The organism is Acidovorax sp. (genome assembly GCF_046291265.1).
Classification (GTDB): domain Bacteria; phylum Pseudomonadota; class Gammaproteobacteria; order Burkholderiales; family Burkholderiaceae_C; genus Acidovorax.
The window spans coordinates 22,470-44,565 of the sequence record NZ_JBKBTV010000035.1 but is presented as its reverse complement, the minus strand read 5'-3'; the positions used below and the strand labels follow the sequence as shown (position 1 = coordinate 44,565).

Annotated in this window: 21 protein-coding genes and 1 tRNA gene; 14 read left to right on the top strand and 8 right to left on the bottom strand. The window is 63.1% G+C overall.

What is annotated here, in order from left to right:
* Positions 1 to 72 precede the first annotated feature (72 nt).
* Positions 73 to 552, top strand: a complete 480-nt coding sequence (gene ispF, locus ACK41V_RS14310) for a 2-C-methyl-D-erythritol 2,4-cyclodiphosphate synthase (protein WP_409783266.1) — start codon at positions 73 to 75, stop codon at positions 550 to 552.
* A gap of 25 nt (positions 553 to 577) precedes the next feature.
* Here the strand turns inward: ispF and ACK41V_RS14305 are convergent, their stop codons facing one another.
* Positions 578 to 1,615, bottom strand: a complete 1,038-nt coding sequence (locus tag ACK41V_RS14305; protein ID WP_409783265.1) for a LacI family DNA-binding transcriptional regulator — start codon at positions 1,613 to 1,615, stop codon at positions 578 to 580.
* A 220-nt stretch (positions 1,616 to 1,835) separates the two neighbouring features.
* On the opposite strand from ACK41V_RS14305, the gene kdgD reads away from it, so the two are divergent.
* From kdgD to gudD, 3 genes are all read left to right on the top strand, one after another.
* Complete coding sequence (kdgD, locus tag ACK41V_RS14300; protein ID WP_409783264.1) at positions 1,836 to 2,747, top strand: 5-dehydro-4-deoxyglucarate dehydratase; 912 nt, start codon at positions 1,836 to 1,838, stop codon at positions 2,745 to 2,747.
* 86 nt (positions 2,748 to 2,833) lie between these two features.
* Positions 2,834 to 3,814 (top strand): Bug family tripartite tricarboxylate transporter substrate binding protein, encoded by a 981-nt coding sequence (locus ACK41V_RS14295; RefSeq protein ID WP_409783263.1) that lies wholly within the window; start codon positions 2,834 to 2,836, stop codon positions 3,812 to 3,814.
* Positions 3,815 to 3,864: 50 nt separating this feature from the next.
* On the top strand, positions 3,865 to 5,217 hold the full coding sequence (gudD, locus tag ACK41V_RS14290) for a glucarate dehydratase (RefSeq protein WP_409783262.1): 1,353 nt from the start codon (positions 3,865 to 3,867) through the stop codon (positions 5,215 to 5,217).
* Between the two features lie 103 nt (positions 5,218 to 5,320).
* Here gudD and ACK41V_RS14285 read toward each other — a convergent pair whose 3' ends face one another.
* Complete coding sequence (locus ACK41V_RS14285) at positions 5,321 to 6,850, bottom strand: ATP-binding protein (protein WP_409783261.1); 1,530 nt, start codon at positions 6,848 to 6,850, stop codon at positions 5,321 to 5,323.
* A gap of 8 nt (positions 6,851 to 6,858) precedes the next feature.
* Positions 6,859 to 7,590, bottom strand: a complete 732-nt coding sequence (ompR, locus tag ACK41V_RS14280; RefSeq protein WP_010460834.1) for a two-component system response regulator OmpR — start codon at positions 7,588 to 7,590, stop codon at positions 6,859 to 6,861.
* Between the two features lie 217 nt (positions 7,591 to 7,807).
* On the opposite strand from ompR, the gene ACK41V_RS14275 reads away from it, so the two are divergent.
* Positions 7,808 to 8,521: an SIMPL domain-containing protein gene (locus ACK41V_RS14275; protein WP_409783260.1), complete on the top strand. Its 714-nt coding sequence runs from the start codon at positions 7,808 to 7,810 to the stop codon at positions 8,519 to 8,521.
* Positions 8,522 to 8,623: 102 nt separating this feature from the next.
* Here the strand turns inward: ACK41V_RS14275 and ACK41V_RS14270 are convergent, their stop codons facing one another.
* The gene (locus tag ACK41V_RS14270; protein WP_409783259.1) at positions 8,624 to 9,406 is read right to left on the bottom strand and encodes a 3-hydroxybutyrate dehydrogenase; all 783 of its coding nucleotides are present in this window, start codon (positions 9,404 to 9,406) and stop codon (positions 8,624 to 8,626) included.
* Between the two features lie 116 nt (positions 9,407 to 9,522).
* On the opposite strand from ACK41V_RS14270, the gene ACK41V_RS14265 reads away from it, so the two are divergent.
* The 4 genes from ACK41V_RS14265 to ACK41V_RS14250 all read left to right on the top strand — a co-directional run bounded on the left by ACK41V_RS14265 (position 9,523) and on the right by ACK41V_RS14250 (position 13,268).
* Positions 9,523 to 10,491, top strand: coding sequence for an alpha/beta fold hydrolase (locus tag ACK41V_RS14265; RefSeq protein ID WP_409783258.1), 969 nt, complete (start codon positions 9,523 to 9,525; stop codon positions 10,489 to 10,491).
* Positions 10,488 to 12,701, top strand: coding sequence for a RelA/SpoT family protein (locus ACK41V_RS14260; protein ID WP_409783257.1), 2,214 nt, complete (start codon positions 10,488 to 10,490; stop codon positions 12,699 to 12,701). The genes ACK41V_RS14265 and ACK41V_RS14260 overlap by 4 nt, the downstream gene beginning before the upstream one ends.
* Positions 12,702 to 12,790: 89 nt before the next feature.
* Positions 12,791 to 12,867 (top strand) — tRNA-Val (locus ACK41V_RS14255).
* A 248-nt stretch (positions 12,868 to 13,115) separates the two neighbouring features.
* Complete coding sequence (locus ACK41V_RS14250; protein ID WP_409783256.1) at positions 13,116 to 13,268, top strand: hypothetical protein; 153 nt, start codon at positions 13,116 to 13,118, stop codon at positions 13,266 to 13,268.
* Between the two features lie 123 nt (positions 13,269 to 13,391).
* Here ACK41V_RS14250 and ACK41V_RS14245 read toward each other — a convergent pair whose 3' ends face one another.
* Both ACK41V_RS14245 and ACK41V_RS14240 read right to left on the bottom strand, forming a co-directional pair.
* Positions 13,392 to 13,535: a hypothetical protein gene (locus ACK41V_RS14245; RefSeq protein ID WP_409783255.1), complete on the bottom strand. Its 144-nt coding sequence runs from the start codon at positions 13,533 to 13,535 to the stop codon at positions 13,392 to 13,394.
* 141 nt (positions 13,536 to 13,676) lie between these two features.
* On the bottom strand, positions 13,677 to 14,774 hold the full coding sequence (locus ACK41V_RS14240) for a mechanosensitive ion channel family protein (RefSeq protein WP_409783273.1): 1,098 nt from the start codon (positions 14,772 to 14,774) through the stop codon (positions 13,677 to 13,679).
* Positions 14,775 to 15,045: 271 nt separating this feature from the next.
* On the opposite strand from ACK41V_RS14240, the gene phaR reads away from it, so the two are divergent.
* From phaR to ACK41V_RS14215, 5 genes are all read left to right on the top strand, one after another.
* On the top strand, positions 15,046 to 15,579 hold the full coding sequence (gene phaR / locus ACK41V_RS14235; protein ID WP_409783254.1) for a polyhydroxyalkanoate synthesis repressor PhaR: 534 nt from the start codon (positions 15,046 to 15,048) through the stop codon (positions 15,577 to 15,579).
* Between the two features lie 186 nt (positions 15,580 to 15,765).
* Entirely contained in the window at positions 15,766 to 17,157 is a 1,392-nt protein-coding gene (rimO, locus tag ACK41V_RS14230) for a 30S ribosomal protein S12 methylthiotransferase RimO (protein WP_409783253.1), read from the top strand.
* A 200-nt stretch (positions 17,158 to 17,357) separates the two neighbouring features.
* Positions 17,358 to 18,530 carry an SPFH domain-containing protein gene (locus ACK41V_RS14225; protein WP_409783252.1) on the top strand — a complete coding sequence of 391 codons (1,173 nt, stop codon included), beginning with the start codon at positions 17,358 to 17,360 and terminating at the stop codon, positions 18,528 to 18,530.
* A 10-nt stretch (positions 18,531 to 18,540) separates the two neighbouring features.
* Positions 18,541 to 19,830: a TFIIB-type zinc ribbon-containing protein gene (locus ACK41V_RS14220; RefSeq protein ID WP_409783251.1), complete on the top strand. Its 1,290-nt coding sequence runs from the start codon at positions 18,541 to 18,543 to the stop codon at positions 19,828 to 19,830.
* 2 nt (positions 19,831 to 19,832) lie between these two features.
* Complete coding sequence (locus ACK41V_RS14215) at positions 19,833 to 20,084, top strand: hypothetical protein (protein ID WP_409783250.1); 252 nt, start codon at positions 19,833 to 19,835, stop codon at positions 20,082 to 20,084.
* 85 nt (positions 20,085 to 20,169) lie between these two features.
* On the opposite strand, the gene efp is transcribed toward ACK41V_RS14215, so the two are convergent.
* On the bottom strand, positions 20,170 to 20,724 hold the full coding sequence (gene efp / locus ACK41V_RS14210; protein WP_100410906.1) for an elongation factor P: 555 nt from the start codon (positions 20,722 to 20,724) through the stop codon (positions 20,170 to 20,172).
* Between the two features lie 150 nt (positions 20,725 to 20,874).
* On the bottom strand, positions 20,875 to 22,032 hold the full coding sequence (earP, locus tag ACK41V_RS14205) for an elongation factor P maturation arginine rhamnosyltransferase EarP (RefSeq protein ID WP_409783249.1): 1,158 nt from the start codon (positions 22,030 to 22,032) through the stop codon (positions 20,875 to 20,877).
* Between the last annotated feature and the right edge of the window lie 64 nt (positions 22,033 to 22,096).

Sequence of the window (22,096 nt, the reverse complement as noted above, 5' to 3'; positions counted from 1 at the left end):
GCTGCTTTGTGCCACCGCACAAAGGCACCACCCGACCAGCGCCAACCACACACATCAATACAAGGCAATGCCATGAATTTCAGGATTGGGGAAGGTTGGGACGTGCATGCGCTCGTGCCAGGCCGCAGGCTGGTGGTCGGGGGGGTGGATGTGCCCCACACGATGGGACTGCTAGGACATTCGGACGCTGACGTGTTGCTGCACGCCATCACCGATGCGTTGTTGGGCGCGGCAGCGTTGGGCGATATCGGCAGCCATTTTCCGGATACCGACCCCACCTTTCGCGGCGCGGATTCCGGCGTGCTGCTGGCCGAGGCCACGCGGCGCGTTCGTGCCGCGGGCTTTGAGATCGGCAACATCGACAGCACCGTGGTCGCCCAGGCGCCGCGCCTGGCACCGCACATTCCCGGCATGCGCGCGGCCATTGCCCACGCCGTGGGTATCGCGCAGGACCAGGTCAACGTCAAGGCCAAGACGGCCGAGCGATTGGGGCCGGTGGGGCAGGGTCTGGCGATGGAGGCACGGGCGGTCGCGCTGATTTACAAGACCTGACGCGCCGTCGGCGCGCCCCAGACGCTCAGGCGCTTTCGCGCTGGATGATCGAAAAACCGACGTCTACCATGGGCTGCGCAACCACCTTGCCTTCAGCCCGGTCAGCGATCCACTGCGCAGCAGTCTGGCCCATGCGTGCACCGTCGATGCGTACGGTCGACAGGCGGGGGCTCACGGTCTGTGCAAAGTCAATGTCGCCAAAACCCATCACGGCCAACTGCTGCGGCACGGCAATGCCGCGCACGCGCGCCTCGGTCAGAACTCCCAGCGCCAGCATGTCAGAGCTGCAGAACACGGCGTCGATGTCGGGCGCATCGGCCAGCAGCGCGGCCAGACCTTCGCGGCCATCGGCATGGGTGGTGGGCGACTTGCCCAGCCGCATGGCGGGCGGGCGCAGACCCAGACGCAGGGCGGCGGCTTCAAACCCGCTGGCGCGGCGCGCAGCCCGCTCGTCGCCGCCGCTGAGCAGCGCCAACCGCCGCCGCCCTTTGGCAAACAGGTGTTCGCACACAGCGGTGCCCAGTTCTTCGTGCCGCAGGCCTACCAGCATGTCGATGGGGGTGTCGGTGAAGTCCCAGGTTTCGACGATGGGAATGCCGGATGCCATTAGCAACCGTCGACCCTCGGGCGAGTGCATGACCCCTGTGAGCACGATCCCGTCCGGTCGCCGCCCCACGATGGCGCGCAGCAGCTCGTCTTCGCGTGAGCGCGCGTAGCCCACCTGGCCCACCATTACCTGAAAGCCGCGCTGCTCCAGCGCATCGGTGAGGGCCTGCACCATCTCGCCGAACAAGGGCCCGGAGAGTGTGGGCACCAGTGCCGTGACCACATGGCTGCGCGCAGAGCGCAGCCCCCCCGCTACGAGGTTGGGCACATAACCTAGTGCAGATACCGATTCCTGCACGCGTGCTCGTGTGCGCTCGGACACCTGCTGCGGCGTATTGAGCGCGCGCGAGACCGTGATCATCGACACGCCAGCGCGCTCGGCCACCTCGCGCAGCGTGACAGCGTGGCGGTCGCGGCCGAGGGCGGCGTGAGAGGGGATGGGGCCGGACGCTTGCATGGTGGCGGAGTCTAAAGCGCAAACCCAACCCAAGCGCCGGAAGGTGCTCACTCGGGTTTCAGCAAACACGCGGTGTATCAAAACTAGGGTTTGTCCTATGTTGTCTGATGATGTTAACGTTAACATTTGCGTATTCGCTGATTTTTTCCGACAAAACCGGAGAAATTCAGTTCTTGTATGACCAGTTGACGTGTCCCTCTGTCCACGCTTGCTACTCACCATGACCCCTCAAGAACTCAAAACCATCATGGGCTCCGGCCTGCTGTCCTTTCCGATCACGGACTTTGACGAGCAGGGCGAGTTTCGCCCCAAGACCTACATCGAGCGCCTGGAGTGGCTGGCCCCCTACGGCGCCAGCGCGCTGTTTGCCGCCGGTGGCACGGGCGAGTATTTCTCGTTGGCTGGCGCCGAGTACAGCCAGGTCATCCAAACCGCTGTGGACACCTGCCGCGGCAAGGTGCCGATCATTGCGGGCGCTGGCGGCCCCACCCGCACCGCCATCGCCCATGCACAAGAGGCCGAGCGCCTGGGCGCACACGGCATTCTGCTGTTGCCGCATTACCTGACCGAAGCGGGCCAGGAAGGTCTCATCGAGCATGTGGCTCAGGTCTGCAACAGCGTGAAGTTTGGCGTCATCGTCTACAACCGCGACCGCACCAAGCTGACGGCCGAGTCGCTGGCCATCCTGGCCGAGCGCTGCCCCAACCTGGTCGGCTTCAAGGACGGCGTGGGCAACATCGAAATCATGTCGTCCATCTACATGAAGATGGGCGACCGCTTCTCGTACCTGGGCGGCCTTCCTACGGCCGAGGTGTATGCGGCTGCGTACAAGGCGCTGGGCACGCCGGTGTATTCGTCGGCGGTGTTCAACTTCATCCCCAAGACCGCGATGGAGTTCTACAAGGCCGTGGCGGCTGACGACATTGCCACCCAGCACCGCCTTCTCAAGCAGTTCTTCATGCCCTACCTGGCCATCCGCAACCGGGTGGAAGGCTATGGCGTGAGCATCATCAAGGCGGGCGCCAAGATCGTGGGCCACGACGGCGGCCCGGTGCGCGCACCGCTGACCGACCTCAAGCCTGCGGAGATGGAAGAACTCAAGGCGCTGATCGACAAGCTCGGCCCGCAGTAAGCGCTGGCCAGACTTCAGACAACCACTTTCCCCAAGGCCCCGCAGAGGGTCGCTCACCAAGACCACAACCTAAGGAGACATCCCTCATGCCTATTCAGAAACTGCTGCTGCTTGCCAGCGCCTGCACCTTGGCTTTTGCCGCCTCGGCTCAGACCGGCAATTCCGCCGCCTGGCCTGAAAAGCCCGTCACCATCGTCGTCCCGTTCCCTGCCGGGGGCTCTACCGACATGGTCGCCCGCGCCATGGCTGTGCACATGGGCGAGAAACTGGGCCAGAATTTTGTGGTGGACAACCGCCCCGGTGCCACGGGCACGCTGGGCGCTGGTGCGGTCAAACGCGCTGCGCCGGATGGCTACACGCTGTTGGTATCGTCCCTGGGCGCCTTCGTCGTGGCGCCGCACCTGCTCAAGAGCGTGCCGTATGACGCGCTCAAGGATTTCGACTACATCACCGTGCCCGTGCAGGCGCCCAATGTTCTGGTGGCAGCACCGGGCCAGAAGGCGCGCAGTGTGAACGAGGTGATCGCTCAGCTCAAAGCCAACCCCGGCAAGGTGAGCTTCGCCAGTTCGGGCAATGGCTCGTCGGACCACCTCTCGGCCGAGGTGTTCTGGCAGCAAACCGGCACCGAAGGCCTGCACATCCCCTACAAGGGCGGCGCACCGGCCATCAACGACCTGCTGGGCGGGCAGGTGGAGTTCTCGTTCCAGAATGTGAACGCGGTGCTGCAGCACATCCGCGCCGGCAAGCTGCATGCGATTGCCGTCACCGGCGACAAGCGCAGCCCCGTGCTGCCCGAAGTGCCCACCCTGGCCGAGGCCGGCGTGGCCGGTGCCGAGGTCTACTCGTGGCAGGGCATGGCTGCGCCCAAGGGCCTGCCGCCCGCGGTCAAGAAGAAGCTCTCGGACGCCGCCATCGCCGCCATGAACGACCCCGCCGTGAAGAAGCGCATGCTCGACCAGGGCCTGGAGATCGTGGCCAGCACGCCCGAAGCCTTCACCGCCTACCAGGCGCGCGAGTTCGCGCGCTGGAAAACAGTGATCGAAACCCGAAAAATCACTGCTGATTGAGCCCTGCCACGGGGCGCCTTCGCACGCCCCATCTTCGTTTCCAGACCACCATGACCACCTCTTCCATCCCTTCTGCCATCAGCACCCCTGTCGTCACCGAGCTGCGCGTGGTGCCCGTGGCGGGCCACGACAGCATGCTCATGAACCTGAGCGGTGCGCACGGCCCCTTCTTCACGCGCAACCTGATCATCCTGCGCGACAGCGCGGGCAACACCGGGGTGGGCGAGGTGCCCGGCGGCGAGAAGATCCGCCAGACCATCGAGGACGCGCGGCCGCTGATCGTGGGCCGGCCCATCGGCCACCACAACGCCGTGCTCAACGCCATGCGCGCCCAGTTCGCCGACCGCGATGCGGGCGGGCGTGGCCTGCAGACCTTCGATCTGCGCATCACCATCCACGCCGTGACGGCGGTGGAGTCAGCCTTCCTCGACCTGCTGGGCCAGCACCTTGGCGTGCCTGTGGCCGCGCTGCTGGGCGACGGGGTGCAGCGCGATGCGGTGCAGATGCTGGGCTACCTGTTCTACGTAGGCGACCGCGAAAAGACCGACCTGGCCTACCGCACCGAGCCCGGTGCCGACAACGACTGGTTCCGCCTGCGCAACGAGAAGGCCATGACCGCCGATGGCATCGTGCGCCTGGCCGAGGCAGCGTACGAGCGCTACGGCTTTGCCGACTTCAAGCTCAAGGGCGGCGTGCTGCGCGGCGAGGAAGAAGTCGAGGCCATCCGCGCGCTGCACGAGCGCTTCCCGGAGGCGCGCGTGACGCTGGACCCCAACGGCGGCTGGCTGCTGAAGGACGCCATCCGCATCACGCGCGACCTGCACGGCGTGATGGCCTATGCCGAAGACCCCTGCGGTGCTGAAGGCGTGTTCTCCGGCCGCGAGGTGATGGCCGAGTTCCGCCGCGCCACAGGCCTGCCCACCGCTACCAACATGGTGGCCACCGACTGGCGCGAAATGGCCCACAGCCTGGCCCTGCAGTCGGTGGACATCCCCCTGGCCGACCCGCACTTCTGGACCATGGCCGGATCGGTGCGCGTGGCCCAGATGTGCCAGGCCTTCGGCCTGACCTGGGGCTCGCATTCCAACAACCACTTCGACGTCTCGCTGGCCATGTTCACCCACGTGGGCGCCGCTGCCCCGGGCCGCGTCACGGCGATCGACACGCACTGGATCTGGCAGGACGGCGAGCGCCTGACCAAGGAGCCATTCCAGATCAAGGACGGCTTCATAGAGCTGCCCAAGAAGCCCGGCCTGGGCGTGGAGCTGGACATGGATGAGGTCGAGCGTGCCCACCGCCTGTACCTGCAGCACGGCCTGGGCGCGCGCGACGACGCGATTGCCATGCAGTACCTGATTCCGGGCTGGAAGTTCAACAACAAGGCGCCTTGCATGGTGCGCTGAGGGATATTGCGGTCTGGCCGCCTCCACCTTCTGATGCCGATACGATGCGCCAAAAACAAAGCCCTCCAAGTGAGGGCTTTATTCATGGGGCAGGGCGGAGCGATCACGCCATCCGGTCTTCGGCCCGCCGACGCGGAAGCTGGCGTTTGATGGACGGACGCTGCAGGCGCTGTTTGGGGTCTGCGCCTTCGGGCAGATCCGTGGCCCGTTGCAATTGCAGGTGGGCTACCAAGCCGCCGGTGCTGGAGTTGGCCAGCGCAAAAATACCGCCCATGCGCTGCACGGTCTTGTCAACAATGGACAGCCCCAGTCCGGCGCCCGCGGCTGCCGTGCGCGCGGTGTCGCCGCGAAAGAAGGGCTTGGTGAGGCTGGACAACTGCTCGGGCGGGACACCCGGGCCGTGGTCGCGCAGCTTGACCAACACCCAGTTTTCGCGGCCCTTCGCTACGATATCGACATTGGTGATTCCGGTGTCGTCCGCCTTGCCGTAGCGCCGCGCGTTTTCCAGCAGATTGGATATCACGCGCGCCAGTTCCACTTCGTCGGCCAGCACATTCAAGTCTTCGGGCACCGTCATCGTGATCTGCAGCTCGCGGTGGTCTTGCACGGCATACACGCAGGACGACACCACGGCGAGGAGGTTGACCGGTGTCAGCGTGACATGGTCCGGCCGCGCGTAGTCCAGAAACTTGTCGATGGTGGCATCCAGCTGCACGATGTCGGCCACCATGTGCTCGCGCGCCACTTCATCGGTCACGCTCATTTCGGTCTCCAGCCGCAGCCGGGCCAGCGGCGTGCGCAGGTCGTGCGAGATGCCCGCCAACATCACCGCGCGGTCTTGTTCCAGCTTGGCCAGTTTTTGCGCCATGCGGTTAAAACCAATGTTCACCTCGCGGATTTCGCTGGTGACCACTTCTTCGTCCAGGTGGCTGGCCGCAAAGTCACCGTCCTTGACGCGGTTGGCTGCGTATGACAATTGCTTGAGCGGCCGGTTGATCAGCCGCGCAATGGCCGCGGCGCCCGCCAGCGACAGCGCTGCCGCGGTGATCAGCCATATCAGCCAGGTGCGGCCCCCGGCGGGGCTGAAGCGCGAGCGGTCCATCAGCAGCCAGTTAGGGTCCCCGTTGATGTTGAAGCCGACCCACAGGCCGTTTTCACCATTCACGCTCTGCGCCACGATGGTGTCTGGCCCCAGGCGCTGGGTCAGCTCGTCGGTCAGGCGGTTGCCCAGCGCGGTGTTGTCCAGCAGCGCAAACTTGTCTTTGGGTTCGCGCGGGAGGATGCGCACACCCTCCTGGTCCGCCATGGTCTTGATGAGCGACACGCGCGCAATGGCATCGGAGTGCACCAGCGCCGCGCGGCTCAGGTTGACCAGTGAGGCGATTTGCTGCGCGGTGTGCAAGGTGCGCGGTTCAAATTCGAGCGCGCGCAGCGTTTGCAGCCACGCCAGAATGCTGCCGACCAGCAGCAGCGCCAACAGAAAAAACGTGCGCCAGAAAAGATTCAAGCCCACGCGCGCGCGCTGTTCCCTCGCTTTGCGAAGCGATTCAAGCGGCGCGGGGCTGGTGGCGTCGGAGGGGGCGGTCACGGACTGCCGAAACGGTGATCTCGGCTTGCCGTCGGTCTTGCGCATGAAAGGGCTCAGCTCGTTCCGTCCGGAACAAATACGTAGCCCACACCCCACACCGTCTGGATGTAGCGCGGTGCGGCGGCGTCCACTTCGACCAGTTTCCGAAGGCGTGACACCTGCACGTCCAGGCTGCGGTCAAAAGGCTCGAACTCACGGCCACGGGCCAGCAAGGCCAGTTTTTCACGCGACAGAGGCTGGCGCGGGTGGCGAACCAGGGCCTTGAGCATGGCGAACTCGCCAGTGGTCAGGGGCAGTTCTTCGCCATTGCGCTGCAGGGCGCGGGTGCCCAGGTCGAAGGTGAAGGGGCCAAACGTGACAACCTCGTTGTCGCCCGACGGTGCGCCTGGCGCCTCTTGGGCGGGGCGGCGGCGCAGCACGGCGTGGATGCGGGCCAGCAGTTCGCGGGGGTTGAAGGGTTTGCCCAGATAGTCGTCGGCGCCCACTTCCAGGCCCACGATGCGATCCACGTCCTCGCCCTTGGCGGTGAGCATGATGATGGGGGTGCGGTCATTGGCGGCGCGCAGACGGCGGCAGATGGAGAGGCCGTCCTCGCCCGGCATCATCAGATCCAGCACGATGATGTCCACCGTCTCACGCAGCAGCAGGCGGTTGAGTGCCTTGCCGTCTTCCGCGACCATGACTTCAAAGCCTTCCTGGGTGAGGTAGCGGCGGAGCAGATCGCGAATTCGCGCATCGTCGTCCACCACCAGAACTTTGTCGGTGCGATTGGTTGTTGTGGCCATATTGATCTCAAGTCCAATTTGTAACAGAGCCGATTCTGACCAGTTGAAACGCCGAAGTTCGGCTTTTGGGGCCTGGTTTGACCAACTGTTACAAGTTTTGCGCAGCTTCGCGTTGCGTGTAACGCGGCTTTATCGCTGGGGTCACCGGATGCCGTTAAGGTGGTGCCCCGCACTGACCCTACCCGGATGATGCACCGATACCAAGGACTGACCTCATATGAAAATCACTACTAAATTAATAGCTGCTAACGCTTTACTGGTGTGCGCTGGAGCCACTTTTGCTCAAAATCCTGCAGTGACCGAGCCCCGCAATGTGGTGCAGTTGTCTGCCACCGGCACGGTGGAAGTGCAGCAGGATTTGCTGGTGCTCAACCTGTCCACCAACAAGGAAGCCGCCGACGCCGCCACCGTTCAGACCCAGCTCAAGCAGGCGCTGGATGCAGCGCTGACCGAAGCCAAGCGCAGCGCGCTGCCTGGTCAACTTGACGTACGCACCGGCCCGTTTGGCCTGTACCCGCGCTACGGCAAAGACGGCAAGATCAACGGCTGGCAGGGCCGTGCCGAACTGGTGCTGGAGGGCCGCGACTTTGCCCGTATCACCGCCACAGCCGGCAAGATCCAGACACTGGCGATCAGCAACGTGGCGTTTGGCCTGTCGCGCGAAGCCCGTGCCAAGGTCGAAACCGAGGCGCAGACCGAAGCCATCGAACAGTTCAAATCCCGTGCGGCCGAACTGGCCAAGGGTTTTGGCTTCAGCAACTACAGCCTGCGCGAAGTGGCTGTGAACAGTAATGAAATGGTGCCCGGCCCGCGTCCGCGCATGATGGCGGCCGAGGCCAAGATGGGCTCGTTTGCTGATTCTGCCGTGCCGGTAGAGGCGGGCAAGGCCCAGGTCATCGTAAACGTTTCAGGGTCGGTGCAAATGCGCTGATTTTCAAGCTAAATTGGCTGCTAGCGCTTATCTGTAAAGCGCTGGCAGCTATCATTTTTGAAGAAAGCAGCGCGTGCGGCCGCCACTCGGGGGGCTCTCGGCTTACTGCGCTGCCCAGCCGCCGTCCATGTTCCATGCCACGCCACGCACGTTGTTGGCGGCAGGGGAGCAGAAGAACACGGCAAGTTCGCCCAGCTCTTCGGGCGTGGTGAACTGCATGGACGGTTCTTTTTCGCCCAGCAACAGCTTTTTGGCGTCTTCGTTCGACAGTCCGTGCTCTGCAGCTTTGGCGTCCACCTGTTTTTGCACCAGGGGCGTCAGCACCCAACCGGGGCAGATGGCATTGCAGGTGACACCCGTGGTGGCGTTCTCCAGGGCTGTGACCTTGGTCAGACCGACGATGCCGTGTTTGGCGGCCACGTACGCAGACTTTTGCGCCGAGCCCACGAGGCCATGCACCGATGCCACGTTGATGATGCGGCCCCAATTGGCGCTCTTCATGGCTGGCAGCGCCAGGCGGGAGGTGTGGAAGGCGCTGGTGAGGTTGATGGCAATCACCGAGTCCCAGCGCTCCACCGGGAAGTCTTCAACATTGGCCACGTGCTGGATGCCGGCGTTGTTGACCAGAATGTCGACGCGGCCAAACTGGCTGGCGCTGTACTTCATCATGTCTTCAATGTCGGCCACACGGCTCATGTCGGCGCCGTGGTAGGCCACTTGGGCACCTGCAGATTCACCCGCCGCCAGCACCTCGGCACGGGGGCTGTCCACATCGCCAAAGCCGTTGAGCACAATGTTGACGCCCTGGCGGGCGAGGGCCTTGGCGATGCCAAGACCAATGCCGCTGGTGGAACCGGTGACGAGGGCAGTTTTGCCTTTCAGCATGAGAGTCTCTCCGAATGAATTACGATGCAACGCAAGGAAAAGTCGGCACGCATGCGTTGGTGATGCGGGCCGACTTTCACAAGCATTATCAAGCGCCGCTCCAGGATTTCGCACCCATGAATGAACCTACGCTGAACTACGTACTGTGCCCTGGTTCCGCGGCCCCGTCCTCGCCTGCCGGTGATGCCCCGGCTTCAACCCCACAGCACCGCATGGCGTATTGGGAGTGGAATGCCACCGGAAACCCGGTGCATCCGCATGTTGTGGTCTGCGTACATGGACTGTCACGCCAGGGGCGCGATTTCGACACCCTGGCGCGTGGGTTGAGCCAGCATGCGCGCGTGGTGTGCCCTGATGTGGTCGGGCGCGGCCAAAGCGATTGGCTGGCCGATCCCATGGGTTACCAAATCCCTCAATACGCGGCCGACATGCTGGCGTTGTTGGCGCAATTGCACCAGCAAGGCCCCATCACCACCCTGGATTGGGTGGGCACCAGCATGGGCGGGCTGATTGGCATGGGCGTCACAGGGCAGCCGGGGCTGCCTTTGCCCGTGCCGGTGCGTCGCCTGGTGCTGAACGACGTGGGGCCGGTGATTGAGTGGCTGGCGCTGCAGCGCATCGGCCAATACCTGGGGCAGCTGGCGCGTTTTGAATCGGTGCAGCAGGCGGCCGACGCCATGTGGGCCATTTCCACGAGCTTTGGGCCACACACACCAGCGCAGTGGCTGGAGCTGTCGCGCGCCATGGTGCGCCCGCTGCCCGACAAGGACGGGGGTGGCATGACCCTGCATTACGACCCGGCCATTGCCGTGCCGTTCAAGGCCATGACGCAAGAGTCTGCGGCAGCCGGAGAAGTGGCGCTGTGGCAGCTGTATGACCACATCACGGCGCAAACGCTGCTGTTGCGGGGGGCGCAGTCGGATCTGCTGTCGCCTGAGACCGCACAGGCCATGGCGCAGCGCGGGCCCCGCGCGCGGGTGGTCGAATTTGAAGGCGTGGGGCACGCGCCCACGCTGGTGGCGGCCGATCAGGTCGCCGCCGTCACGGACTTTCTACTGGCCGGGGAAGGGGGTGCGGCGGGATGAAGACAAACCCCGCCGCCCAGGCGTCCTTCGCCCCCCAGTCTGACGCTCTTCCGCAGCTCATTGCTGCCACTGCGCACACGCTGCCAGAGCAGGTGAACGCGTTGGCGCGGGCGCGAGCCTTTGCCGAGCCTTTGATGGCAGGCGAAACGCTGACCTCCGGCGAAAACACGCTGGCCCATGCGGATGCCGTGGCCACGATTTTGAAAAGCATCGGAGGCTCGGAGGCCATGCAGGCTGCCAGCTACCTGGTGCACGCATGCATTCACCTCAACAAACCCGAGGACGTGATTGCGAAGGCCTTTGGCGCCAATTTTGCGGCGCTGGCGGTGGAGACCACCAAACTCATGCGCGTGCAGGAGCAGGCCCGCGCCGCCGAGCATCTGGACGATCCGGTCATGCAGACCGAAAACGTGCGCAAGATGCTGCTTGCGTTCTCGCGCGACTTGCGGGTCGTGATGCTGCGGTTGGCATCGCGCCTACAGACACTGCGCTTTCACGCGTCCACCAAGCGCCCTGTGCCGCCCAGTCTGGCGCGTGAATCGCTGCAGGTTTTTGCGCCGCTGGCCAACCGTCTGGGCATCTGGCAGGTGAAGTGGGAGCTGGAGGACCTGTCCTTTCGCTTCCTGGAGCCCGACACCTACAAGGACGTGGCCCGCCTGCTCGACGAGAAGCGTGGCGAGCGCGAGGTGTACATGGAGCAACTGCGCGGCCGGCTGGAGTCTGATCTGCGTGCGCGCAGCATCAGCGCCAGCGTGCAAGGGCGGCCCAAGCACATCTACAGCATCGTCAAAAAGATGCGCGGCAAGTCGCTCAACTTCGATCAGGTGTTCGACATCCGCGCGCTGCGCGTGGTGGTGCCTTCGGTGAAAGACTGTTATGCAGCCCTGAGTTGGGTGCACGAGCAGTTCAAGCCCATCGTCGAAGAGTTTGACGACTACATCGCCAAGCCCAAGCCCAACGGCTACCAGTCGCTGCACACCATCGTGCGTGACGACCACGGCAAGCCCATCGAGATCCAGATCCGCACGCAGGCTATGCATGAGCATGCCGAGCATGGCGTGGCTGCACACTGGGCCTACAAAGAGGCGGGCGCCAAGGGTTACGCGGGCGTGTCGGCCACTGGCGAATATGACGCCAAGATTGCCGTGTTGCGCCAGCTGCTGGCGTGGGAGCGCGACCTGTCGGGCTCTGTGCCCAACCGGGGCCTGTTCGAAGACCGCATCTACGTGCTGACGCCCGATGCCGCCGTGGTGGAGCTGCCCCAGGGAGCCACCCCCGTAGATTTTGCGTATGCGGTCCACACGAGCCTGGGCCACCGTTGCCGGGGTGCCAAGGTGGATGGCGCCATGGTCACGCTCAATACGCAGTTGCAAAACGGGCAGACGGTGGAGATCTCCACCGTCAAGGAGGGGCGCCCGTCGCGCGACTGGCTCAACGCGGATCTGGGCTATCTCACCAGCAACCGGGCCAAAGCCAAGGTGCGCGCCTGGTTCAATGCCCAGGCCACGCACGAGACGGTTGGGCGGGGTCGCGAGGCGGTAGAAAAGCTGCTCCAGCGTGAGGGCAAGACGGCCATCAAACTTGATGACTTGGCGGTGCAACTGGGCTTCAAGTCGGCCGATGCGCTGTTTGAAGTGGTGGGCAAGGACGAGTTCTCGCTGCGCAACATCGAAACCGTGCTGCGCCCGCCCGAGCCGGTCATTCAGCCCGACGATTTTCTGCTGCTCAAGAAAACGCGCACGAACACATCTGCTCCGAAGGGCGGGGTGCTGGTGGTGGGCATCGACTCGCTCATGACGCAATTGGCCAAGTGCTGCAAACCTGCGCCGCCGGACGATATTCGGGGGTTTGTCACGCGTGGCAAAGGCGTCAGCGTGCACCGGGCCGACTGCAGCAACTTCCGCGAGATGGCCGCGCGCAGCATTGAGCGCGTCATTGATGTGGAGTGGGGCACCCCCAAATCCGCGGCGACGGTTGCCGTCTACCCGGTGGATGTGGCGGTAGAGGCGGCAGACCGCCAGGGTCTGCTGCGCGATATCTCCGAAGTGTTTGCGCGCGAGAAAACCAATGTGATTGGCGTCCAAACCCAGTCGGTCAAAGGCACCGCGTGGATGACGTTTACGGTCGAGGTGTCCGATTCAGGCCGCCTGAACAAGGTGTTGGCCATCGTTGCCGGGGTATCGGGGGTGCGTTCGGCGCGCCGCCGTTAAATGGCAATGCGCCTGCGCACCGCGCTTTGTTGTGCGCTTTGCCAAATGGCCTGGTTTTTATGGCTATAATCGTGGTCTTGATTAACGACAGGCGCGTAGCTCAGCTGGTTAGAGCACCACCTTGACATGGTGGGGGTCGTTGGTTCGAGTCCAATCGCGCCTACCAAACACCGCAAGCCAAACCAGGGCTTGCAAAACGAAACAGCCCGCTTATTCAGCGGGCTTTTTTGTTTCTGCACGGTTGCTGTTGTTGTGCAGGACTTTGCCTATCGCAATCATGGGCCATCGATGGTCCGCTGAGGCTGCATGCGCCCGATGCGCTTTCTGGCTGAGACGTGTTCTGGACTTTGTCTGACAAAGCTGGACGACGCGGGTGGATAACCTCGTGGCTCCATTTAGCAAGGGCGACTCATCATGAACACATCGCAAAACGTCTCAGATGCACCCTATGCGTTTGCAGACGCTGATCCAGAGTTCGGAACGTATGACATTCGAATCTTCTGGCTGGCAGCGCTGGCCGCGGTCGTCGCCGTGTTGGCGGTGGCCTATTTCAAAATGGGTTACTGAGGGAGAAACTCCGATTTCGCTCCCTTCGACGGGAAGCGCTTTCGGTTCTTGTCAGTGATACAACCTGCAGTTTGCAGCGCCGCCCCAGCCTCGTTTGAATGGGTCTGGCGGCAGCTAACAGGATCAAAAGTGCGGTGGCGGGTCTTGCACCGGCGGTACGCCGGGTTGGGGTGGTGGATCACCCTTGGTAGGCTCGGGAGCCCAGGTGGGGGGAGTTTCCACGGGAGGGAACGGTGGCACCGGGGAGGGCGAGGGGGCTGGCAGCATGGTAGGTTCCTTTCAAGTTGAATCGGTCAGTTCAGACTTGACCTTACCCACCAGTCTGGTTGCTCTGTGCCAGTCAACTTCCCGAGTTCCTGTCGATTTTTAGAGTCCCCAGAGCCACCTCCTCGCTCTCAATCGCCCAGCTCATGGCATGTTCATGGCGCGAGTCGCTGGCAGGTTGCCTGCGGCTGTCTTGAGATCTTCCGCGCCAGCAGGCATCCGAACCTGGGGCAAACAGTCGGGGTATTCCCGTTGGATGAATGTGACGAGCGCCTCGCGCACGCGGCAACGCAGGTCAAAAGCGAGGCCCGACGAGCGTGCCGAGACCAATACGCGGATCTGGATGGTGCGCTCGGTCACGTCGGTCAGTTGCAGCACGCTGACACGCTTGTCCCACTCCGGTGCGGTCTCCAGAATGCGCTGAAGTTCAGCGCGCAGTGGGTCCAGCGGCAGGCGGTAGTCGGCAAACAAGAACACCGTGCCCAGTATTTCCGAGCTGGTCCGTGTCCAGTTCTGAAACGGGTGTTCAATGAACCACTGCAGCGGAATGATGAGGCGCCGCTCATCCCAGATGCGCAGCACCACGTAGGTGCTGGTGATCTCTTCCACACGGCCCCACTCGCCTTCGATGATGAGCACATCGTCGATGCGAATCGGCTGCGCGAGCGCAATCTGCAGCCCCGCAATGATGTTGCTGAACACCGGGCGTGCGGCAATACCTGCCACGATGCCCACCACCCCGGCCGAAGCGAGCAGACTGGCACCCACCTGTCGCGCCCCCGGAAAGGTCATGAGCATGAGCGCCAACCCCGCCATCACCACCCCCGTCATGGCGGTGCGCGACAACACACGCGCCTGGGTGGCAATGCGCCGGGCGGTCAGGTTGTCTTCCACATCTGCGGGGTGTTGGGCAATGATGCCGTTGGCGAGACCTCCAATGGCTGCAATCAGCAACCAACAGGCTCCGGCAATGATGGCCAGTCCGTTGATATGGCGGATGCCACCGATGTAAAGCAGGTCGTTGCCAGCGGCCTGCCACACCATTTGCAAGGCAATCAGCGGCAGCAAAACCCGCATGACGGGGATACAAGCCAAGACGACTGTGTGCACCACCGGAAGTGGTGCGGTCGCCCGGCGCAGCACGATGGCGATGATGCGATGCGCGATGGCTGCCAGGGTGATAGCAAACAACGCGGCTACAGCAGTGGCGAAACCAGGGGAGAGTTCAAAACCTTCGGGCATGGGCGCAGATGAGATGGCAGATGGGCAAGCGGCAACTATCCCACCGGCTTGCCAAGGCGTCTGTCGGACGTTGTCCCGCACGGTTTTGACGAGGATGTCGGGCAGATGCGGAGTGCTGATGGTGGCTGGCGGCGGTTTGCGCGCTGGGTGTCGCACTCGCGACAGAACGTGCGCAGACTTCATCAGGGTATTCCTTTGCTGGTGCGTGGGCGCCCGTTCCCTAGAATGTGCTGCACTGCAATACATGGGTGTCTAACCCGAGGAGTTCGTCGTGTCCGAACAGAAAAGTGCCGCTCCCAAGTCGGTGCAACGTGTCATCAAGAAGTACCCCAACCGCCGTCTGTACGACACAGACACCTCCACTTACATCACGCTGGCCGAGGTGCGCCAGCTCGTCATGGCCAACCAGCAAGTGGTGGTGCGCGACGCCAAAACCGGTGAAGACCTGACGCGCAGCATCCTGCTGCAGATCATTCTGGAAGAAGAGGCCGGTGGCGCGCCGATGTTCACCGAGGCGGTGCTGGCCAACATCATCCGTTTCTATGGCCATGCCATGCAGGGCTTCATGGGCGCCTATCTGGAAAAGAACGTGCAGGCCTTTACGGACGTGCAAGCCAAGCTGGCCGAGCAATCACAAAGCGTGACGCCCGAGATGTGGGCCCAGTTCATGAACCTGCAGTCGCCCATGCTCAAGGGCATGATGGGCAATTACGTGGAACAGTCCCAGTCCATGTTGACGCAGATGCAGGAGCAGATGCAAAAGCAGACCGAGCAGATGCTGGGCGCCTTTGGCTTGAAGAGATAACCCTCTGAGTCGCCTGCGGCGCCTTCCCCCTTCAAGGGGGACGACCCCAGTGGCCTGGCAAAGCCAGTTCCACGGGGTCCGCTGATAGTTAGATCGCGGTAGTTTCACGGGCCCTGGGGCGCGCAAACTTTGCTGCGAATCGGCAATACCACCCGTTCAACCCCGGAACTGGGACAATACGGGGATATGAGCGAAGCACTGTCCCCCACAAAAACACCCAAAGTCGGATTTGTCAGCCTGGGCTGCCCCAAGGCCCTGACTGATTCCGAACTGATCCTCACGCAACTGAGCGCCGAGGGTTACGAAACCTCCAAGACCTTCCAGGGCGCGGACCTGGTCATCGTCAACACCTGCGGCTTCATCGACGATGCGGTCAAGGAAAGCCTGGACACCATCGGCGAGGCGTTGGCCGAAAACGGCAAGGTCATCGTCACTGGCTGCCTGGGCGCCCGCACCGGCGACGATGGCGGCAACATGGTGCGCAAGATGCACCCCAGCGTACTGGCTGTGACCGGCCCCCACGCCACGCAAGAGGTGATGGACGCCGTCCACCTCAATTTGCCCAAGCCACACGACCCGTTCATTGACCTGGTGCCCGGCAGCTTCGGCATTGCAGGCATCAAGCTCACACCCAAGCACTACGCGTACCTCAAGATCAGCGAGGGCTGCAACCACCGCTGCACCTTCTGCATCATTCCCTCGATGCGCGGCGATTTGGTGTCGCGCCCCATCGGCGACGTGCTGAGCGAGGCCAAGGCCTTGTTCGCTGGCGGCGTCAAAGAACTGCTGGTCATCAGCCAGGACACGTCCGCCTACGGCGTGGACGTGAAATACCGCACCGGCTTTTGGGACGGCAAACCCGTCAAGACCCGCATGCTGGAACTGGTGCAAACCTTGGGCGAAATTGCCGAACCCTATGGTGCCTGGGTGCGCCTTCACTACGTGTACCCGTACCCCAGCGTAGACGAGGTCATCCCGCTCATGGCCACCGGCCGTGTGCTGCCTTACCTCGACGTGCCCTTCCAGCACAGCCACCCCGATGTCCTCAAGCGCATGAAGCGCCCCGCCAGTGGCGAGCGCAACCTGGAGCGCATCCAGCGCTGGCGCGAGGCATGCCCCGAGATCGTGATCCGCAGCACTTTCATTGCAGGCTTCCCCGGCGAGACGGAAGAAGAGTTTGCGCACTTGCTCGACTTTGTGCGCGAAGCGCAGATCGACCGAGCGGGCTGCTTTGCCTACAGCGACGTGACCGGCGCCGCTGCCAACGAGCTGCCCGGCATGCTGCCGATGGAAGTGCGCGAAGAGCGCCGTGCCCGCTTCATGGCCGTGGCCGAAGAGGTGTCGATTGCCAAGCTGCAGCGCCGTGTCGGCGCCACCATGCAGGTGCTGGTCGACTCAGCCCCCGGCCTGGGCCGCAAGGGTGGCGTGGGCCGCACCTATGCCGATGCGCCCGAAATCGACGGCACCGTGCAGCTGCTGCCGCCCGAAAAAATCAGCAAGACCATGAAGGTGGGCGAGTTCACCAAGGCCCGCATTGTGGGTGTGCGTGGGCACGATCTGGTGGCGCTGCCAGTGTGAGTTTTGTCAAAAATAGGAGCTACCAGCGCTTGAATTTATTCGGTTTCAATGTGATTTGATATTGAAAACCATGAATGACAAGCGCTACAAGCTCTTATATTGATAGCTGAGACCGCGATATCGCAGGGCGATTCCCCGGCGAATTCGTATATGCTTTTGGCGGCGTACCCCATCCGGGCGACACATACGAGGAATACATCATGGGTCTCATCCAGGCGGCTGTTGGTTCGATTGGCGGGATGCTCGCCGATCAGTGGAAGGATTTCTACACCGTGCCCGAGGGCCTGCCTGCCACGGCGGCGTTGTTCGCCGCGGTACCGCGTGGCACAAACGCCGGGCGGGGTTCGAACACCAAGGGGTCTTCGAACATCATCACCAATGGCTCCAAGATCGTTGTGCCCGAGGGCTACGGCCTGCTGCTGTTCCAGGATGGCGCCATTACCGGCTTTGCCGCCGAGCCCGGCGGCTACGAGTGGAATTCCAACGATCTGCAGTCAAAGTCGATCTTCACCGGCGGCGGTTTTGTCGAATCGATGGTGAAGCAGAGCTGGGAGCGCTTCAAGTTTGGCGGCCAGCCCGGCTCGCAACAGTCCGCGTTCTTCGTTTCGCTCAAGGAACTGCCCGACAACCGTTTCGGCACGCAGTCCGACATCTACTGGGATGACCGCTACCTCAATGCCCAGGTCGGCGCCATCACACGCGGCAGTTACACGCTGAAAATTGTCGACCCGATCCTCTTCGTCAAGAGCTTTGTGCCGGCCAAGTACTTGCAAGCGGGCCAGGTGTTTGATTTCACCGATCTCGACAATGCAGCGGCCAGCCAGCTTTTCAACGAGGTAGTGGGGTCGCTCGCTCCGGCGTTCAGCCTGTACACCAACGACCCCGAAAAGGGCAACCGCATCACCAAGATCCAGCAGGACTCGGTCGGTTTTGCCAAGAGCCTGTCGGACGCGGTGGAGAGCGCCTACCAGTGGAAATCCGACCGCGGCCTGGCTATCGTCAAAACCGCCATCATCTCGATCGAGTACGACGCCCAGACCAAAGAGCTGCTCAAGACCGTGCAGCGCGCGGATGCGCTGCTGGGCGCGCGCGGCAATTCCAATCTGCAGGCCTCCGTCGCAGCGGGCATGCAGTCTGCGGGCGAAAACAGCGGCGCCAACGGCATCTTTGGCATGGGCATGGCAGCGGGCGTGGCAGGCATCAGCGGGCTGCAGCAGCCCGTGGCGCCCGCGGTGCCCGTGCCCGCTGCACCGGCCCCTGCGCCAGCCGACGACCCGATCGCCCGGCTGACCAAAGCCAAACAGATGCTTGATGCGGGCCTGATCACCCAGGCCGATTACGACGCCGTGAAGGCCAAGGCGCTGGGCCTGTAGGTTTCACCACATGACGCAGCCTGTGATGCCCACCGGGCCGGGGTCGCCGCGGGACGTGCCGCCCGCGCCAGGGCAGTTCCCGGTCGACCCGGCAACGCTGCCTGCATCGATTCGCGACGAATTGCAGGCCCCTGACCCCACCGCCATCGACACCTCGGCCACCGAACTGCGCGATGGCGTCAACCGCTGCCCAAAGTGCGGCTCCACCGAGGTCCGGCACCGTGCGGGCTCCGACAAGCTGATCTGCCTGTTCTGCCGCCATGAGTGGGTGGGTACGCGGGTAGAGGACGAATTCGGTCTGGGCGAGGGCATCGACGATCTGCGTGGAACGGTGATCGCCTCCGGGGCCAAGACCATCCAGGCCGATGTTTCCAGCCTGCGCACCTTCAAGTGCGGCGGCTGCGGCGCAGAAGTGGTGATCAACACCGAAAACGCGATGACGGCGCGCTGTCATTGGTGCCGCCACGTGCTGGGCGCCAACGAGCAGATCGACAACGGCGCTGTGCCCGATGCCGTTTTACCTTTCCACATCAAGAAAGACGACGCGGTGGCGCGCATCCGCCAGTTTGTGGGCAAGCGCCAGATGTTTGCGCTCAAGGCCTTCAAGGAAGAGTTTTCCCCTGAAAACGTGCTCGGCGTGTACCTTCCCTACATGGTGGTGGATGCTAAAGCCAGTGCTCAGGTCGCCGGGTTTGGCGAGGTGGAAACGCGCCGCTACACACGTGGCGAGGGCAAAGACCAGAAGACTTACTTCGATGCCGACGTGTACCAATTGCAGCGGCATGTGGACTTCACGGTGGACGACCTGACGATGGAGTCGAGCGCCCAGCGTGGCAACCTGGACACGAAGGCCAACACCAACAACATCGTAAACACCATCCTGCCCTTTGACACCAAAAACGCGGTGACGTGGAACGCCTCGTACCTGGCGGGCTACACCTCGGAAAAACGCGATCGCGACGTTGCGCACCTGAACCCGCAACTGGAAGACCAACTGCTCTCCATTGCGCGCGCGCAGGTGCAATCGTCGGTGCGCCAGTACGGCCGTGGCGTGCGCTGGGAGCAGGAAAGCATCGACGTGCAGGGCACGCGCTGGGTGGCGATGTATCTGCCGGTGTGGCTGTATTCGTACCAGGAGCCGGGCAGTGGTAGCAAAGGGATGTTGCACTACATCGCAGTGAACGGCCGTACCGGCGAGACCATGGGCAGCGTGCCGGTGCAGCAGTGGAAGCTCATCACCGCCGCGCTCACCGTGGGCACGTTGGTCGAAGGCGTGGCACTCTGGTTGGTGGGGAGATGACCATGGACAGCGACGGCATTCTTTTTCTGCTGGCCCTGGGCCCGGCGAGCGCTGCGGGGCTGTACTGGATGTTGTACCGCTACTACCGCAATACCGACAAATCGCACCATTTCGAGAGCGAGACCGAGGTCAAGGCGCAGCCGGTCACGGGTGTTGGCGAGGACGCGAAAGTCAACGAAATCCGTGGCACGCAGGAGACGCAGATTCGCGGCAATAACGTGGGTGACTATCGCAAGCGCGTGCAACGCACATAGCCGTTGTACACACGGCCCGCGCGCCAACAAAAAAGGCTTCCCGAGGGAAGCCTTTTTTGCGGATGGCAACTCGCCAACGTGTGGATTACACGCGCTTGCGGTATTCGCCGGTGCGGGTGTCGATTTCGATCTTGTCGCCTTGCGACACGAACAATGGCACGGGCACTTCAAAGCCGGTGGCGATCTTGGCGGGTTTAAGCACCTTGCCGGACGTGTCGCCCTTGACGGCTGGCTCAGTCCAGGTGATTTCGCGGTCCACGCTGGTGGGCAGTTCGACCGAGATGGCCTTGCCGTCGTAGAACACCACTTCCAGCGTCATGCCGTCTTCCAGGTAGTTCAGTGCGTCGCCCATGTTTTCGGCTTCGACTTCGTACTGGTTGTATTCGGTGTCCATGCAGACATACATGGGGTCAGCGAAGTAGGAGTAGGTGCACTCCTTCTTGTCCAGGATCACGTTGTCGATCTTGTCGTCGGCCTTGAACACGTTTTCGGTGCCGAAGTTGCCGATCAGGCTCTTGAGCTTCATGCGCACGGTGGCTGCACCGCGGCCGCCGCGGGCGTATTCGGTCTTGAGGACAACCATGGGGTCCTTGCCGTGCATGATGACGTTGCCGGCGCGAATTTCTTGAGCGATTTTCATAGCATGTTGCTTGGGTTGGGGCCGCTCAACGCGTGGGCTCGTGGTCTTCTGAGGGCAGAAGGCTCGCCTTGCCTATGCATGTTCCGCGGCGGGACTGCGCGGGTGCTGGACACCGGTGTGCCGCACCTGTTTTGCGCAAAGCCTCGGATTTTACCGTTTTTCGGCGACAAAGCCCAAAAGTTGTGCGACGAGATCGTCTTGCATCAAAAGGCGTGCGCGCGCCGCCTGAATGCAGGCCGTCCATTCGGCCAGCGTTGTGTCGTCAGGCCACTGCAGGGGTGCGCTGTCCAGTCCGTTCCAGGTGGCATGAAACGCGCGCAGGGTGGCGGGCGCGTCCAGCCAGTCCAAAAATGCCAGCAGCTTGGCATGGTGGGCGTTGTCGTCTTGCGGGTAGATGTGCCAGACCAGCGCCTGCCCGGCCCACAGCGCCCGCACCAGCGAGTCTTCGCCCCGCACGGCGTTGAAGTCGCAGGCCCACAGCATCTCGTCAAACGCGGCTTGTGGGCGGTGGGGTAAATATGAAATTGATAGCTGGTGGCGCTTGTTGGATAAGCGCTGGAGGCCATTTTGGCTTGTATTTTCTGCCAGGGCTGACCGCACGGCAGCCGCGGGGCGGCCCGGCGTGACCAGGAGCTGCGTGGGTCGTGCCTGGCTTTGCTGCAGCAGGTCGGGCAGTGCGGCGGGCTCGTAGCAAAACAGTGACACCCAGCGTTGGCCAGGCCCGACTTCACCCAGCCCGAACGCCGCCGCGTGTGTGGTGCGCCAGGCGGTGCGATCAAACAGTTCACGCCGCGCCATCAGGTCCGGCTCGCGCAGCAGACCGCCTGTGGCGGGGGTGAAGCCGGGGTAGAAGAACCAGCGCGTCCAGCCTGTCGCCGGGCCGGACATGAGCAGGGAGGGCAGGCGATGGTTGCGCTCGACATAGCGTTCTGCCGACAGGTATTCGAGATTGATCCAGAGAGGTTGGGTGCCTGTTTTTTGGTGTTTTTGGCCTCTAGCGCCTGATGGATAAGCGCTGTAAGCTATAAATTCAGGAGCAATTTCGCAACCAAACGCTTCCACCATCACATCCGGTGCGGGCTCGCCCGGGCCGGGGGGTGGCGAGCCCCAGGCGCGCAACTCCACGCCGGGGCAGCCTTCGGGCGCCATCCATGCCAGGGCCGAGGCGTCGTCCACCCACAAACGCACGCGGTGCCCCTGGCCAGCCAGCTGCGCCACCAGTCGCCAGCACACGCCGATGTCGCCAAAGTTGTCGATCACGCGGCAGAACACATCCCACTGGAGGGGTGGAGTGCAGGGTAGAGTCATGTCAGTTGTCCAATATTGCTGCGCACCACACCACATGCGTCTGAAACGGGCGCCGCCAGGATAG

Bases quoted from the DNA above. Each gene is read 5' to 3' on its own strand.
- kdgD (WP_409783264.1), top strand. From the start codon at position 1,836: ATGACCCCTCAAGAACTCAAAACCATCATGGGCTCCGGCCTGCTGTCC.
- earP (WP_409783249.1), bottom strand. From the start codon at position 22,032: ATGACTCTACCCTGCACTCCACCCCTCCAGTGGGATGTGTTCTGCCGC.
- ACK41V_RS14260 (WP_409783257.1), top strand. From the start codon at position 10,488: ATGAAGACAAACCCCGCCGCCCAGGCGTCCTTCGCCCCCCAGTCTGAC.
- ACK41V_RS14225 (WP_409783252.1), top strand. From the start codon at position 17,358: ATGGGTCTCATCCAGGCGGCTGTTGGTTCGATTGGCGGGATGCTCGCC.
- ACK41V_RS14275 (WP_409783260.1), top strand. From the start codon at position 7,808: ATGAAAATCACTACTAAATTAATAGCTGCTAACGCTTTACTGGTGTGC.
- gudD (WP_409783262.1), top strand. From the start codon at position 3,865: ATGACCACCTCTTCCATCCCTTCTGCCATCAGCACCCCTGTCGTCACC.
- ACK41V_RS14295 (WP_409783263.1), top strand. From the start codon at position 2,834: ATGCCTATTCAGAAACTGCTGCTGCTTGCCAGCGCCTGCACCTTGGCT.
- ACK41V_RS14240 (WP_409783273.1), bottom strand. From the start codon at position 14,774: ATGCCCGAAGGTTTTGAACTCTCCCCTGGTTTCGCCACTGCTGTAGCC.
- ACK41V_RS14285 (WP_409783261.1), bottom strand. From the start codon at position 6,850: ATGCGCAAGACCGACGGCAAGCCGAGATCACCGTTTCGGCAGTCCGTG.
- ACK41V_RS14245 (WP_409783255.1), bottom strand. From the start codon at position 13,535: ATGCTGCCAGCCCCCTCGCCCTCCCCGGTGCCACCGTTCCCTCCCGTG.
- ompR (WP_010460834.1), bottom strand. From the start codon at position 7,590: ATGGCCACAACAACCAATCGCACCGACAAAGTTCTGGTGGTGGACGAC.
- rimO (WP_409783253.1), top strand. From the start codon at position 15,766: ATGAGCGAAGCACTGTCCCCCACAAAAACACCCAAAGTCGGATTTGTC.
- ACK41V_RS14215 (WP_409783250.1), top strand. From the start codon at position 19,833: ATGGACAGCGACGGCATTCTTTTTCTGCTGGCCCTGGGCCCGGCGAGC.
- ACK41V_RS14305 (WP_409783265.1), bottom strand. From the start codon at position 1,615: ATGCAAGCGTCCGGCCCCATCCCCTCTCACGCCGCCCTCGGCCGCGAC.
- ispF (WP_409783266.1), top strand. From the start codon at position 73: ATGAATTTCAGGATTGGGGAAGGTTGGGACGTGCATGCGCTCGTGCCA.
- efp (WP_100410906.1), bottom strand. From the start codon at position 20,724: ATGAAAATCGCTCAAGAAATTCGCGCCGGCAACGTCATCATGCACGGC.
- ACK41V_RS14270 (WP_409783259.1), bottom strand. From the start codon at position 9,406: ATGCTGAAAGGCAAAACTGCCCTCGTCACCGGTTCCACCAGCGGCATT.
- ACK41V_RS14265 (WP_409783258.1), top strand. From the start codon at position 9,523: ATGAATGAACCTACGCTGAACTACGTACTGTGCCCTGGTTCCGCGGCC.
- ACK41V_RS14220 (WP_409783251.1), top strand. From the start codon at position 18,541: ATGACGCAGCCTGTGATGCCCACCGGGCCGGGGTCGCCGCGGGACGTG.
- ACK41V_RS14250 (WP_409783256.1), top strand. From the start codon at position 13,116: ATGAACACATCGCAAAACGTCTCAGATGCACCCTATGCGTTTGCAGAC.